The 14697-nt window shown below is 61.8% G+C and carries 13 protein-coding genes; 3 read left to right on the forward strand and 10 right to left on the reverse strand.

Annotated elements, in window-relative coordinates; all coding sequences use genetic code 11:
* The 4 genes from AC1DPF_RS17610 to AC1DPF_RS17625 form a co-directional block, all read right to left on the reverse strand.
* Nucleotides 1–383, reverse strand: a 383-nt coding sequence (locus AC1DPF_RS17610; protein ID WP_477962648.1) for an isocitrate/isopropylmalate family dehydrogenase, incomplete at its 3' end; no start/stop codon positions are given.
* Entirely contained in the window at nucleotides 380–2032 is a 1653-nt protein-coding gene (locus AC1DPF_RS17615; RefSeq protein ID WP_477962650.1) for an AMP-binding protein, read from the reverse strand. The genes AC1DPF_RS17610 and AC1DPF_RS17615, both read right to left, overlap by 4 nt.
* The gene (locus AC1DPF_RS17620; protein ID WP_477870484.1) at nucleotides 2029–2814 is read right to left on the reverse strand and encodes an SDR family NAD(P)-dependent oxidoreductase; all 786 of its coding nucleotides are present in this window, start codon (nucleotides 2812–2814) and stop codon (nucleotides 2029–2031) included. The genes AC1DPF_RS17615 and AC1DPF_RS17620 overlap by 4 nt, the downstream gene beginning before the upstream one ends.
* Entirely contained in the window at nucleotides 2811–3659 is an 849-nt protein-coding gene (locus AC1DPF_RS17625; protein WP_477870486.1) for an alpha/beta fold hydrolase, read from the reverse strand. The genes AC1DPF_RS17620 and AC1DPF_RS17625 overlap by 4 nt, the downstream gene beginning before the upstream one ends.
* Before the next feature lie 163 nt (nucleotides 3660–3822).
* On the opposite strand from AC1DPF_RS17625, the gene AC1DPF_RS17630 reads away from it, so the two are divergent.
* The 3 genes from AC1DPF_RS17630 to AC1DPF_RS17640 all read left to right on the forward strand — a co-directional run bounded on the left by AC1DPF_RS17630 (nucleotide 3823) and on the right by AC1DPF_RS17640 (nucleotide 5752).
* Nucleotides 3823–4029, forward strand: coding sequence for a nuclear transport factor 2 family protein (locus tag AC1DPF_RS17630; RefSeq protein WP_477962652.1), 207 nt, complete (start codon nucleotides 3823–3825; stop codon nucleotides 4027–4029).
* 247 nt (nucleotides 4030–4276) lie between these two features.
* Nucleotides 4277–5299, forward strand: coding sequence for a pyridoxamine 5'-phosphate oxidase family protein (locus AC1DPF_RS17635; RefSeq protein ID WP_477962654.1), 1023 nt, complete (start codon nucleotides 4277–4279; stop codon nucleotides 5297–5299).
* A gap of 27 nt (nucleotides 5300–5326) precedes the next feature.
* Entirely contained in the window at nucleotides 5327–5752 is a 426-nt protein-coding gene (locus tag AC1DPF_RS17640) for a nuclear transport factor 2 family protein (RefSeq protein ID WP_477962656.1), read from the forward strand.
* 305 nt (nucleotides 5753–6057) lie between these two features.
* Here the strand turns inward: AC1DPF_RS17640 and AC1DPF_RS17645 are convergent, their stop codons facing one another.
* From AC1DPF_RS17645 to AC1DPF_RS17670, 6 genes are all read right to left on the reverse strand, one after another.
* Nucleotides 6058–6516 carry a nuclear transport factor 2 family protein gene (locus tag AC1DPF_RS17645; protein ID WP_477870494.1) on the reverse strand — a complete coding sequence of 153 codons (459 nt, stop codon included), beginning with the start codon at nucleotides 6514–6516 and terminating at the stop codon, nucleotides 6058–6060.
* A gap of 182 nt (nucleotides 6517–6698) precedes the next feature.
* Complete coding sequence (gene adh / locus AC1DPF_RS17650; RefSeq protein ID WP_477962658.1) at nucleotides 6699–8225, reverse strand: aldehyde dehydrogenase; 1527 nt, start codon at nucleotides 8223–8225, stop codon at nucleotides 6699–6701.
* 59 nt (nucleotides 8226–8284) lie between these two features.
* A complete protein-coding gene (locus tag AC1DPF_RS17655) occupies nucleotides 8285–9424 on the reverse strand; it encodes a serine hydrolase domain-containing protein (RefSeq protein ID WP_477962660.1) in 1140 nt (379 codons plus the stop codon).
* A 164-nt stretch (nucleotides 9425–9588) separates the two neighbouring features.
* The gene (locus AC1DPF_RS17660) at nucleotides 9589–11982 is read right to left on the reverse strand and encodes a TonB-dependent receptor (protein WP_477962662.1); all 2394 of its coding nucleotides are present in this window, start codon (nucleotides 11980–11982) and stop codon (nucleotides 9589–9591) included.
* Nucleotides 11983–12045: 63 nt separating this feature from the next.
* Nucleotides 12046–13422 (reverse strand): aminotransferase class III-fold pyridoxal phosphate-dependent enzyme, encoded by a 1377-nt coding sequence (locus tag AC1DPF_RS17665; RefSeq protein WP_477870502.1) that lies wholly within the window; start codon nucleotides 13420–13422, stop codon nucleotides 12046–12048.
* Between the two features lie 49 nt (nucleotides 13423–13471).
* The gene (locus AC1DPF_RS17670) at nucleotides 13472–14695 is read right to left on the reverse strand and encodes an MFS transporter (RefSeq protein WP_477962664.1); all 1224 of its coding nucleotides are present in this window, start codon (nucleotides 14693–14695) and stop codon (nucleotides 13472–13474) included.
* Nucleotides 14696–14697: the final 2 nt, after the last annotated feature.

Raw genomic sequence — 14697 nt, forward strand, 5'->3', positions numbered from 1 at the left:
ACCCAGAAGTCGACATCACCCGGCTTCTTGTTCTTGAGCGGGCAGTCGATCCCCGGCAGCAAGCGGACGGGCCGCAGGTTCACATACTGGTCAAATTCGCGCCGGATCGGGATCAGCAGACCCCATAAGGAGATATGGTCGGGAACGCCGGGATAGCCCACCGCGCCCAGATAGATCGCGTCATGCTGTGAAAGACGCGCGATGCCGTCCTCGGGCATCATGGCGCCGGTCGCGTGATAGGTTTCGCAGCTCCAGTCGAAGTGTTTCCAGTCCAGGGCGAAGCCGAAGATCTCGGCCGCTTTGGTCAAGACGCGAATTCCTTCCGGCATCACCTCCTTGCCGATACCGTCTCCAGGTATAACGGCGACAGTGTAGCGCTTCACGCGGCTCCCCCCTGTTCGTCTTCTGCGAGGATTTCCTCGCGTAATTGATGTTTGAGCACCTTGCCCGTGGCATTACGGGGGAAATCGCTGCGGATTACCACGCGCTCCGGATATTTCAGCTTGGCAACGCCGTGGCCTTCGAGAAACACCGCGAAGTCCTTCACCGTAGGATCCGCGTTCGCGGCCGGAACGACGAAGGCGCAGGCCAGTTCGCCGGTGCGCGGGCTCGGCAGGCCAACCACGGACACTTCGGTCACCTCGGGATGCAGGATCAGGAGATCCTCGATTTCCTTGGGGCTGATGTTTTCCCCGTTGCGGATGATGATGTCCTTCTGCCGCCCGGTGATGACGACATACTCCTCATCCACGATGCGGCCGAGATCGCCCATGCGGAAAAACCCGCGTTCGTCGAATGCGCCGACTTCGTCCTCGGGATTGTAATAGCCGACGAGCATCTGCGGCGCCCAGGCGAGGAGCTCGCCGTTGCCCTCGGCGTCGGGGCTCTCGATCGCAATCGTTCCGACGCCGACCCTGCCATCCGTGAAGGCTGCATGGTCGCTGTCGCCGGGTTCTACCGATCCGACCGTGATGGTGGGCACTTCGGTCGATCCATAGACGCGGGTGGCGATGCAGTTCTCGAACCAGTCGCTCGCCTCGCGGATCAGCGATGGCGGGACCGATGCGCCCCCGCAGATGAAGATCCTGAGGCTCGGCAGGCGGCGATCCGACTTGCGGCAGGCGTCGAGCAAATGCTGGAGGAAAGGCGTTGCCCCGGCCATGTGGGTGCAGCCTTCGTGTTCGATCAGCGCGGCTGCGGCCTCGCCGTCCCACTGTTCCATCAACACAGCGCTCGTCCGGTAGAGCAGCGGCAGTTCAAACGCGTAGAGCGAACCGCCGATGTGGCTGACCGGCGAGGCGACCAGGTATCGGGCATCCTGCCCCCGGTTCCAGTGACGGTGGATCTGGACGATATCGGCATTGATCGTGTTGTGCGTGTGGACCACGCCCTTCGGCCGCCCGGTCGTCCCCGACGTATATAGGATCATCCGAACCGCGTCGGGATCGACCGGGTCGAAACCGGCATCGTCTCCACCTTCGGCCAGCAGTGCCTCATAGCCAAGGTGAGGACCGGCAGGCCCGCGCAGCACGACGACCACAGGCGGCGAAGCCATCTGCCCGCACACGTCGGACATCATTTTTCCGTAATCCGTGCCGCGGAAGCTGGCAGGGACGAAGATCGCGCGGCTCTTGCAGTCCGCCAGCATGAACAGCAGTTCCGCGCTGCGGAAGTTGGTCACCAGCGGGTGGCTGACCGCACCGACGAGCGCGGTTGCAAGATAGACCACACAGGCCTCGTGCCAATTGGGCAGCATGAAGGAGACAACGTCGCCCTTGCCGATGCCTCGTTGACGCAGGGCGTCGGCAAGGCGACTGGCCGAAGCATATACATCCGCCGCCGTCAGCCGAACTTCGCCGTCAATCAGCAGGACGCGAGCAGGCTCCTCCGCGGCCAATTGTGCGGCTGCCTCGCCGATCGTGGTATCGAGCCACCAGCCGCCCTTGCGCGCATGTTCGGCCCGGCGCGCATCGTGGCGCACGGACCAGCCATCCACAACACGTCGCTCCACCTCGGAGGCGGTGGTCGTCATGGCTTCACCCGCTCGACAAGGCGAGCTTCTTCGCTGAGATACTTGGTTGTTGTCCAGCCGCCATCGACGGCCAGCACCTGCCCGTTGATGAAGCCTGCCTGGTCGGACAGGAGGAACCAGATGGCTTCGGCGATGTCCTGTGCGGTGCACGTCCGGTTCATCGGCGTCATCTCGAAATTCATGCGCTTGAAGACTTCGTTTTCCCAGTTGTACCGGGTCATCGGGGTTTCAGTCACGCCCGGAGCAACGGCGTTGGTGCGGATGCCCTCGGGCCCATATTGTGCAGCCATGTGCAATGTCAGGCCATTGAGTCCGGCCTTGGCTGCCGAATAGGCTCCGCCGCGCAAACCGCCCAGGATCGAGTATGTCGAGGTCACGTTGACGATCGCCGAACCTGCCTTCATCGCCGTCAGTGCTTCCCGGCAATAGCGGAATGGTGCTCGCAGCAGCACGTCGAGATAGTCGTCGAGGATCTCGTCCGTCGACTCATGGACGGGGAAGGGCTTGCCCTTGCCAGCATTGTTAACAAGGTAATCGAGCCGGCCGAACTGCTCGATCGCGAGCGCGACCGAAGCTGCGGGAGTCTCGTCTGCTGTCACGTCGGCCACGTGCGGTGCAACCAGTGTTGCCCCGAGTTCGCCCTGCAGTTCTTCGAGCGTGTCGCGCGTACGGCCGACCGCAACCACCCGGACGCCATTGGCCACAAGAACCTGCGCAGTCGCGCGACCGATGCCGGTGCCCGCGCCCGTCAGGATCGCAACTTTGCCTTCGTGCTGGTTCATGCTGCCGTTTCCCCGAGAAATTTGATGCACTGGGCGTTGAAGTCATCCTTTTGTTCGATCATGTACCAATGGCCGCAATTGCTGGCGATCACCAGCCGGGCATCCTTGGCCCGTTCGGTCAGTACCAGGCCATGGCTTTGCGGGATGAACTTGTCCTTGGCACCCCAGAAGCACAGGATCGGGCAGGCAATTTCGGCAATGCGATCGGCATGGTTGCCAGTGCGCATCCGCGTCCAGACTTCGCTCGGCTGGCTCAGGGCAATGCCGAAGCGCTCCTGCACGGCATCCTCGGACAGCGAGGCCGGGCTGCTGACCAGATAGCTCAGGAGCTTGCGGAAGGTCGGAAGATCGGTTGGCCGTTCGGTTACCCATGTGAACATGGCATGGAGGCCGACCTGGAAGGGGATATAAGTGCTGCCATCAGCGAGGCCTCCGGGCGCCATGAGGATCAGGCGAGAAACGAGGCCCGGATAGGCCAGGGTATAGGCGGTGGCGAGCAGCCCGCCGAGCGAGTTGCCAACGGGCACGACCTGCGTGATGCCAAGCCCTGTCACGAGTTCGTGCAGTTGCTGAACATAGAATTCAGTCGAATAATCGATATCGGTCGGCTTGGATGAATAGCCGTAGCCGGGATAGTCGATCACCAGGCAGTGATGGCCCGCATCCGCGAAAGCCGGGTAGTTTAGCTTGAAGTTGCTATACCCGCTCGCGCCGGGGCCGCTACCGTGCAGAAAGAGAATGCTGGGCCTGTCTGATGAGCGCACGCCAGCCTCGTGATAGTGGATCGAATAACCACTCGGGGTCTGAAAGTATTTCCCCTCGGGTATCGGTCGTGCAGAATCCACGGCTTTCTCTCCTTAAGCACTCTGGCTGGATCGATACGTCAGCCGGGTATAGTCGCATCGTCCATGTGAACTAGGACAGGGCGCATCGCCCGCCTTATCGTCCTGTGCGAAACTGCCAGGCGCCAGGCGCCGGTTGGAACGGAGAGAATGTGGAAGGCAGAATGTGGAAGACAGGCTGCGCTTGAATGCAGAAGATCGAAATGCCTTGCTCGATCTCAAGGCACGGTACCTCCGCTACGTGGACACAAAGGACTGGAACCTCTTCGCGTCGTTGTTCGCCGCAGATGCGACGGGCGGCCGATCGATGACTTGCCGGGAGTTTCGTTCGATGGAGCGGTCGGCGTGCGGGATGGCGTGTCCCGGGCGATGAACGATGTCGTTTCGGTGCATCACGGCTTCACCCCGAATTGGAGATGGTCTCGGCGGACGAGGCGAGCGGGATCTGGCCTATGGAAGACCGCCTCTGGTTCGGCGGCACCGGGCCTGATAGTGCATGGTTTCGGCCACTATCACGAATGTTATACGCGCATCGAGGGCCAGTGGCGGTTCAGAAGCGTCGAGCTTCATCGTCTGCGGGTCGAGACGCGAAACGCAAACCCGGCGCTACCGGAGAATAGATGATGACCCCGATTCAATCTCTGCCCGAAAACGTTATCCGCGTGATCGAAGGCGCACCGTTTACCGAATATGCGACAGTCAGCGCTGCTGCCGTTCCGATCAACACCCCGACTTATGTGTTCCCAAGCGATGACCTCGGGGTCCTGGCATTGGCGACCGGCCTGGCATATCCGGCCAAGGCGGAACGGGCGCGCCGCAACCCACGGGTAGGACTGCTGCTGGAAGGCGGTGCCAATGAGCCGGTGGTCTCGATTCGGGGCAGGGCAGCGGTCCGCGATGCCGACCTGGCGAACAATGCGCGCCGATACATTTCGGAGACCGGATTCGAAGGCATCAGTTACGGCTTGTCGTGGAGAGAGGCGCGCAAGGCGGTGTGGTACTGGACCCGCGTCATTGTCGAGGTCACTCCCCAACTCATCATGTGGTGGGACAATCCAGCCGCTATGGATGAAGCACCGAACGTCTGGATAGCTCCGGACGGATTTGTCTTCCCGCAATCCGATCCGGCTCCTGTCGGAAAGCCATCTGCCGCCCCAAGCTGGCCCCAGCGCCCATGGCAGGAGATCGCTCAGGATGGTCTTGGGCGTGGGGTGCTTCCCCATCTTACCCTGTGCGACGACGAGGGCTATCCGCTACCCATTCGGCTGCGCAGCTGCGAACTCGTCGGTGATCGTTTCAAGCTGCGGCTGCCGCGTTGGACGCCTTGGAGCCTGCAGGGCAAGGCGCACCTGTCCTACATCGGGCTGGAGTGTTTTGTCGGCGATCTGGACGTTGAAGGCGATAACGTCTGGTTCAAGGTCGAGCGTGCACTTCCGCAGTTGCCGAGCATGATGGACCCCAAGTTGGTGCTAAGTCCTACGGAGGATCTCAGGCAGACCTTCATGACGCGCCTGACGGAAGAAGTCGCCCGGCGGAGTCAGTCGATCCCGACACTCCCGGAGGAAGTGCCCACGCCGACCCGGCTCGCACGGCATCGGTTCGCGAAATTCGGTTCTGGCGCGAAGGCCGAAGGGTCGAACTGATTGAACCAAGGCGAGCGAGAGGTCGAGATGGAGAGCAAGGATTACATCGAAATCTGCAACCTGATGGGCCGCTATGGTCATATCATGGACGAATGCTCGCAGATCGACGGGCAGTGGGAACGGCTCGGGGAAGTTTTCACGGTCGATGTCCAGTTCGACATCACCTCGTTCGGGGGCCCGATGCTCGACGGACTGCAGGCGCTCATCGACATGTGGGCCGGATCCGTCCACCCGTGGGGCCACCACGTTACGAACGCGGTCATCGAAGCCGACGGCGCCAATGGCGCGACCTGCGATACGAAGCTGATCATCGTCACGCCCGATGGCCGGGCGACGTCCGGCATATACCGCGATCGTCTGGTGAGGACTCCGGATGGCTGGCGGATCAACCATCGCTACTGCAGCCTGCGCTTCCCCGATGCGAGCGTCCCGTTGCCGCTGCCGTGGCGCTGAACGGCGCAACGGCTGAATTGGAGCCCGTCGGCATGAGGTAGGCGACATGGATCTTGGAATTGCTGGACGGCGCGCATTCGTGGCCGGATCGACGACCGCAATGGGTGCGGAGATCGCAAAACATCTCGCGGCCGAATGCGTGGAAGTCGTCCATGGCGCAATGCTGCATCCGCTGAAGCCGTCGTCGGCCCAATCCGGGAAAGGGCGCCTTGGCTGAGGGGAAGGAAACTGGCTCGCCCCTGCGCGGTCCTCACTAGACTAGCGGGCCGTGTCCCGTCGCCATAGCCGGACGCCTCCGGACCGCGTCAGTCCGCCTTGGCGATATCCAGCAGCCGCCCCGGCACATTATGGTCATAGCAGGCGATCTCGCTCCGCTCGGCGATGCGCCAGCCGTGCTGCGTGCGGACATGCCGATCGACATACCAGAGCCCCAGGAACATCACCTGGCGCGTGCCGTCGGCCAGTTCGATCTCCATCGGATTGAAGCAGACGGTGCGGCTGGTCGCGCTGTCGCCGTCCAGCTTGATGTCGGCATTCGAGATCATGTGATAATAGTTCGGAAAGCATCCGAGGCTGGTCTTCAGATATTCCTTGATCTGCGGATAGCAGCCCTTTGCGCCGCCCAGCGCCGAATAGTCTATGAACGCGTCCGGCAGGAAAACGTGGTCGAGATCGTCGAACCGCTTGGCGTCGATCGCGGTGCTGTAGTCGATCATCAACTGCTGAATTTCCATGCGATCGGAAATCTCCTCGAGAGTCATCATGCCCGTCTCCGCCGGTGGTCGATACCGCAAGAGCTTGAAGCAGTTTTTTGCTAGGAAGCAAATCCCCGCTGATCTGCCCCCACCGAGTCGACTATCGACATTCCAAAGCGTTTTGCGAAACCATGCCCGTACTGCAGACGCCGTCCCAGCAACACTCCAAACCACAATCTGCCAAAGCAGTGCTAGAAGAAGCCGAGCTTCTTGGGACTGTAACTGACAAGCATGTTCTTGGTCTGCTGGTAGTGATCCAGCATCATCTTGTGCGTCTCGCGCCCGATGCCGGAGCTTTTGTAGCCACCGAAAGCCGCGTGGGCGGGGTAGGCATGATAGCAATTCGTCCAGACCCGCCCGGCCTTGATCGCTCGGCCGAACCGGTAGCAGGTATTGACGTCGCGGCTCCAGATTCCCGCCCCGAGGCCGTATGGCGTATCGTTGGCGATCTCCAGCGCTTCGCTTTCGTCCTTGAAGGTGGTGACAGCGAGCACGGGGCCAAAAATCTCCTCCTGAAAGATCCGCATTTTGTTATGGCCCCTGAACACCGTCGGCTTCACGTAGTAGCCTCCAGCCAGATCCCCGCCAAAATCCGCAACGCACCCGCCGATGAGGAGATCGGCGCCTTCCTGCTTGCCGATGTCGATATAGGACAGGATCTTATCGCGTTGTTCCTGCGATGCCTGTGCGCCGATCATTGTTGCGGGATCGAGCGGATTGCCCTGCCGGATCGCCGCGACGCGTTGCAACGCCAGCTCCATGAACCGGTCATAGATCTTCTCGGAGACGAGAGCGCGGCTGGGCGCGGTGCAGACCTCTCCCTGGTTCAGCGCGAACATGACGAAGCCTTCGACGGCCTTGTCGAGGAAATCGTCATCCTCCGCGAGGACATCGGAAAAGAAGATGTTGGGAGACTTCCCGCCGAGTTCGAGCGTCACCGGGATGAGGTTCGCGCTGGCATATTGCATGATGAGGCGGCCGGTCGTCGTCTCGCCGGTGAAGGCCACTTTCGCGATCCGGCTTGACGACGCCAGCGGCTGGCCGGCCTCCAATCCAAAGCCGTTGACGATGTTCAGGACGCCGGGCGGCAGCAGATCTCCCACCAGATCGATCCATACCATGATGGAGGCAGGCGTCTGTTCTGCCGGCTTGAGGACGACACAGTTGCCCGCAACCAGAGCCGGGGCGAGCTTCCAGGCAGCCATGAGCAGCGGAAAGTTCCAGGGAATGATCTGACCTACGACACCCAGCGGCTCGTGAAAGTGGTAGGCGACGGTATCGTGATCGATCTCGCTGATCGAACCTTCCTGCGCCCGGATCACGCCCGCGAAGTAGCGGAAATGGTCGATAGCGAGCGGGATATCGGCCGCCATCGACTCCCGGATCGGCTTGCCGTTGTCCCAGGTCTCGGCCCTCGCGAGCGTTTCCAGATTCGCTTCCATGCGATCGGCAATGCGCAGCAGGATCCGGGAGCGTTCCGCAGGCGGTGTCCGTGCCCATGCCTCCTGCGCCTGATGCGCCGCATCGAGCGCCGCCTCAATGTCCACCGCCTGAGAGCGGGCAATCTCGCCAACGATCCGGCCAGTAATCGGCGAGACGTTCTCGAAATAGCGCCCATTCTTCGGTGCGACCCATTTGCCACCGATAAAGTTGTCGTACCTAGCCGCGAACGGAGCAGCGGGAGTTTGAACATTGGGGTTTTCTGCCAAGGCGTTCATGACTCATCCTCTTCCAGTTTGTTTTTTCCTCGCCATTGCAGCGGCTGATCGTTTGCCCGTCAGGCGATCGACGCGGCAATCTCGTTGAACAAGGCGAAATGCTCGATTTCCTCGGCTTCGCTCTGGGCCATGTCGATGCCGTAAAGCGGATTGGCCGAGGTCTTGGCTATGATCACGTCTCGCTGCGGATCGATCCAGATGAACTGATTGTAGACGCCGATCGCGGTGTAGGGGCCGCGGTCGTCGGGCAGCCACCACTGGTATCCATAGCCCAGCGGCGACGACGCATTGGTGCGCTTGCCCGGCACGAGATGCGGAGCCATCGCCGTGCTGCAGCCCTCGATCCAGCCTTCGGGCAACAACTGCTGCCCGCCGATTACGCCGCCGTTGGCATAGAGCAGGCCCAGCTTGGCATAGTCGCGCAGCGTCGCGTTGAGCCCGGCCGCGGCAAATTCCATGCCTTGCGAATCGAGGATCCAGAACGCATCGTCTTCCATGCCCAGCGGATGCCAAAGCTCCTGCTCCAGATACTGCGACAGCTGCATCCCCGTGGCGGCCCGCAGGACCATCCCGAGCACATGGGTGTCGCAGCTGTTGTAGCAGTTATACGTGCCCGGCGCGTGGTTGCGGAGGAGCGAACGGGCGACCGCGTCAAAGGATCCGTCGCCGCGAAAGGCATTGTCGAAGCGCGAGACATCGGAATCGGGATCGGAATAATCCTCGTTCCAACGCACCCCGGAGGACATCTGCAGCACGTCGCGGATCGAAACCCCGCCATAGCCCGACCCGGCCAGTGCCGGGACATAGCGATCGACGGCATCTTCAAGCGAGGCGACCAGCCGGTCGCGCAGGGCGCAGGCGACGAGCGTCGCTACGAACGATTTGACGACCGAGAACGACATGGTCTGCGTCGAGGCGGTCGTGCCGTTCCAGTAGCCTTCGAACACGGCCTGCCCCCGGTGCACCACCAGCATGCCGGTGGTGGCGACCTTGTCGAGGAATGCGGCGGTGTCGCGCGGGGTGCCTTCGTACACGAAACGTTCGGGCAGGGAAATCCGCGTCGGGCCGGCCGGGATCGGCCGCGCAACGGACGGTGCGCTGACCCTGCGCGTGGGGAAGATGCGCGCCATGTTGCGGAACGTTTCGATCTGGTCGTCGCCGCGAAACAGCACCACTTCATCGGGGGTCTTGACTGGCATTCGTTTACTCCAGGGGGCGTGCAGCATGATGCGACCGCCAGGCATGGGGAGGAGCGGTGCGGAGGGGGACGTGCGGCGCACCGCCGTCCCATCCCACCGCTCCGTGTTCGGCAATCAGGCCTCTCCCGCGGCAGAAAGCGCACGCGGGGAAAGCCGCCTGCCGCTTACCACCGTTTGGATAGCGAAACGCCGAAGCTGYGCGGCTCGCCGTAGATCTGATAGTAACTTCCCAGGCCGTCGCCGTTCTTGTCAATCACATAGGCCTTATCGAACAGGTTCTTGACCCACAGCCCTAGGGTCGCGCCCAGGCTGTTCGAAGTGACCGAGACCTGCACGTTGGCAACACCATAACCCGCGATGCCGCGCAGGGCCTGGTCCACCGGCGTAAGGGGGCGAACAAGGGCCGAACGATAGTTGTAATCCGCGTCGATGTTGGCATCGAGATCGTCGGTCAGGCCGAATTCGTAGGACGCATTGGCTGTCGCGCTCCAGGTCGGCGCATAGTCGATCGGCAGGCCTGTCCACGGGATCGCCTGTTGATCGAAGGTGAAGAACAGGACATTGCTCTTGTTGACCTYGGCCTTCAGATACCCGACCGATCCGCCGACGCTTAATCCGCGCACCGGGCGCAGCGTGGCGTCCAGTTCCGCGCCCAGGTGGTATCCGTTGCCGACATTGGCCAGGCGGAAGACGAACTGTCCGGGCGTGAGCGTGCTGGGTAGCGTGGTGAAGGCCTGGATGTCCTTGTGGTCATAATAGAACACGGCCCCATTCACCTGCAGCTTGCGATCGAACCAAGCTGACTTGAACCCGCCTTCGTAAGCCCAGATGATCTCTTCCTTGTACGGGGTCACGTCTTCCGTGGTTTGGGGGAAGCCCCCGAAGACTCCGCCCGACTTGTACCCGCGCGATACGGTTGCGTAGAGCATCTTGCCGGAAGTCGGCTTCCAGGTGAGCGTGGCCTTCCCGGTCAGGTGGTCGCCCAGCCGGTAGGTGCTGGACAGGTTTTCCAGCAGCGGAAACCCGATTGTGGCGAACCCGTCCTGGCCGTCGCGATAATTGGTCTTCTCGTCAGAATAGCGCAGCGATCCGGTCAAGGTCAGTCGCGGGGTCAGGTCATAGTCGAACTGTCCATAGAGCCCCAGATATTCGGTGGTCTGTCGGTAGGAAACGTTCAGAAACGCGTCCTGGGGCGCCAACGGAATGAACGAGAACCCGGCCTGAACATATGCATTGTCCGACCAGTCGAACAGCTTCCGGTCCCTGATATCGACGTGCGAATACTGCAGTCCGGCAATCCAGCGGAGCGGTTTGCTACCGTCGGATTCCAGGCGGATTTCCTGGCCGATGCTCTCCAGCTCGGCTGCTTCCATCCAGCCGCCCAGATTGAGTTCCGATGCATCGTAATCATAGGTAAAGCCGAAATCGAAATGGTCAAAGCTGGTGATCGACGTGAGCTTCGCAGGCCCGAAATCATAGGAGACGCGTAAGGTGCCCCCCCACTCCTCGTTATCCAGCCGGTCGATCGGCTGCGAGGTCACGGTGCGCCCGTCCTTCGATTGGCTGGCCGGAGACAGCGAACCGGGATCGATGACCTGGGACAGCGTTCCGCAGGACGAGTTATCAAGCCTTCCCGCCAGCACTCCCGGGCAGAACACCAAGCCGCCTAGCGTGCTCGACGACAGATCATAAGCTCCGTTGGCGCTGACCAACGGCGTTTCCGACTTGTCGCGCATATATTGCAGCTTGAGTTGGACATCCAGACCATTGCCCGGGTCGGCATGAAAGACCGCGCGCGCCGCGGTGCGATCCGGATTGCCCCATTTGCTGTTGTCCGCGAGGCTCGTTTGCCACCCATCGCCAAAGCTGCCGTCATGGAAAGCGGCCAGGCGTAACGCGGCGCCGCCGCCCAATGAGACGGTCTGCCCGCCTTCGATCCGGTAGCGGTTCCAACTGCCGTAGTTGGCGGTGATGTATCCGTCGCGATCCCCATCGCTGGGTACGTTGCCGATGATCTGCACCGCCCCGCCCAGTGCGTTGCGTCCATAGAGACCGCTCTGCGGCCCCTTCAGCACTTCAACCCGCTTCAAGTCGAAGATACCCGCGGCGCCCATGACCAGCGAGGGCTGGTAGACATCATCGACATAGACTGCCGTCGATGGGTTATTATTGATGTTGTAATCGAACAGAGCCACGCCGCGGATGGTCCAGTTGGGTTGGCTAGCACCCTTGCTTTCAAAGACCTGCGTATTGCTGACCGAGCTGCCGATTTGATCGATCGTGAGGATGCTGCGCTGCGCCAGCGCCTGGCCGCTGAAGACCTGCATCGCGATGGGCACGTTCTGGACGTTTTCTGCGCGCTTCTGTGCCGTCACGACGATTTCCCCGCCCTCGGCGCCGGCGCCGTTCGCGGCCTGGCTTTCGGGAGCGGGCGTCAATGCTTGCGCATCAACGCGCGATTGTCCGACGAATGCACTTGCTGCCGCAGTCGCCAGAAGCAACATCCGGAAAAGACCCTTATCCGTGCCTGAATTCGTTGATGGTTTTGTTATGATCATGTCAATCCCTGTCCCGTAAGAGGAGAACAAAATCAATATTAACACATTATATTTTATCTCTTTTCAGGTTTGCAGTTCTGTCAAAAATTCACGCATGAGCTGCACGTATCCGTCAATTTCATCTTTGTTATGCGAAAAGGACGCTTGCGGACCCGCGCTGACGATGCAGTCCCAGTACCCCCGGTTCGCCATGAAAACGCGGCGGGCATCCAGCATGTCGAGGTCCATCGAGAGACGCGCTTCGGCATAGTTGCGCGGCAGTTCGGGCGTCAGGCAAAGGCCGGAGCGCGGCCCGATCCGGAACGCGCGGCACGGCAGGTCCAGATCGCCGCAAATCGCATCGATGCCATCAGCCATGTGTGCCCCAAGTTCGGATATCCGAGCGAATGCTTCCTCTGTCAGCACATGTTCCAGCACGGCGCGCGCGCAGGCCATCGACAGCGCATTGCCGTACAGCGTGCCGCCAAGACCGATACCGGGCTTGCGGTGCAAGATGTCGAGATGCTTCTCGACGTGTTCGCCGATCGCCGCCGTCATGCCGTAGGCGGCGAACGCGAGGCCCGATCCGAACCCCTTTCCGAGCGTGATGAAGTCGGACTCAAGTCCCCAGAGCCGGGTCAGGCCGCCATAAGCGAAGGAAAAGGTGTGCGATTCATCGATGCACAGCATCGTGCCGGTTTCCGCCGTAATCCGCCGCAGGCCTTCCAGATAGCCAGGATCGGGCAGCACCAGGCTGCAGTTGGTGAGGGCCGGTTCGGTGAGGACCAGCGCGACCTCGCGGGATTCCAGCGCGGCCGCGAGGGCATCAAGGTCGTTGAACGGCAGAATGATGGTGTCTTCCGCCCGGCGTCCGGAAAGGCCCTGGTATTCCGGCACCACGCGGTCGCCATCGATCTTGACGAGCGTTTCCTCGATATGGCCGTGGTACTTGCCTTCGAAGACCACCAGCTTTCGCCGCCCGGTGATGTGCCGGGCGATGCGCATGATCTCCGTGTTGGCGCCCGACGCGGCCAGCGTGAATTGCCAGAACGGCAGCCCCATCAGGTCCCCAAGCAATTCGGCGGAGGCTGCGGCATCTTCGGTGGGCAACAGGTAATGCGCGCCGTTGCGAAACTGGCGGACCATCGCCTTCTCGACGGCCGGAATACCATAGCCCAGCGTGGCCGAAAGGTCCGCCACGTTCATGTCGACGTACGCGTTGCCGTCCGCGTCGAAGAACCGCGATCCTTCCCCGCCCGAAACGTAGATCTGTGGATGCATGTAATAGCCGGCCATCCAGGACATCGGCGTTCCCGCCGGCATGACCTTGCGCGCGCGGCCCAGCAATTCCTTCGATCTTCCGGTGCGTGCCGAAAAGCGCTCCAATTCACGCTGATTCAACTGGCCAACGCGGGTCCGATCTGCCCTGTAAGCCGGGGTTCGCGCAAGCGTGGTCGACATCTCGTTCTCCTGTCAAATTAGGTCAGTCGCGGCTCCGGCGCGCCGATGCCTATTTCATTGTGGGCTCGACGGTATCCTCGGGACGGGGGGCGGGCGTGAAGGAGGCCGACGTCACGGCGACCAGGCCGCACAGCAGCAAGGCGGCACAGGCTAGCACTTCCGCCGCATGGGCTGCCGCCGCGACGGAACTGCCGTCGCCGATCAGTCCGGCGGCAAGTGCCGGGCCCAGGAAGCTCGACAGGATCTGCGCGCCGGGAATAAAGCGGGAGATCGTCGTGTCCCGGCCGTAAAAGGCCGTCATCGACATGAAATAGGCGACGCCGAGCGACCACCCCCCGCAGAAAAGCGTAAGACCGCCTTCGAACATGGCAATGCTACCGGCATGGGCGGCGGCGATGCCTCCCGCGAGCAGCATCGCACAAGCTAGCGCCGCCATGGGCAGCCGGCCCGGTCGGTCCCCGCACACCATGGCGAGGACCGCGCACACACCTCCGCCGACCAACCCCAGGGGGATGCTGTTGGCGACCATGTCGGGATCGAGGCCCCGTTCGATGCCCAGGCGCGTGGCGTAGCTCCAGTACGCGAAGACGCTGGTCATGAATAACATCAGGGCAATCAGCGACAGGACGGCGGGCAAGGCGCTGCAGTTGCCGCCGGCCGGCGCTGCACCGGCAGCGGGATTGCTCGCGCGGTGCGGAACGGTCCTCCGCAATGCGAAGGAAAGGGCGGCGCAAAGGGCGAACCACAGCGCCATAGAGGCAATCGCGGGCGCGAGACCGACCCTGCCCGCCGTCCAAGTCAGCCCTGCGGCATAGATAACCGGAAACACGCTCTGGGCCAGGACAACGCCGCCAAAGGCGCGGCCTAGGTGCCGGGCGTTGCTAACCGCTCCGATTGCGGTGGAGTATAGCAGCCCCGCGCCGAGCCCGGACAGCCCCCGAAGCATCATCAGCATCGCGACGCCTGTGGCGGCTGGACTTGCCAGGTTCGCCGCGAGCGACAGCAGGGCGGCGGCAAGTGCCAGGCGCGGCCAACTGACGCGGGGGAGGATGAAGAGCGCAAGTGCGGTTCCGACGCCGACACCCATAAACTCGGCCGATAGGGTCCACCCCGCTTGTCCAACGGAGATATTGAAGTACTTTACGAACATATCGGCGAATATCGGCATTTCGCCGATCAATACGGTCGATGATCCCGCAACGATTATTGCAGATATAGTTGCTGATTCTGGTATTTTTATTCCCAGAAAATTGCATCTCGCCTTATCCATCATTG

The organism is Rhizorhabdus sp. P4_G6 (genome assembly GCF_056401045.1).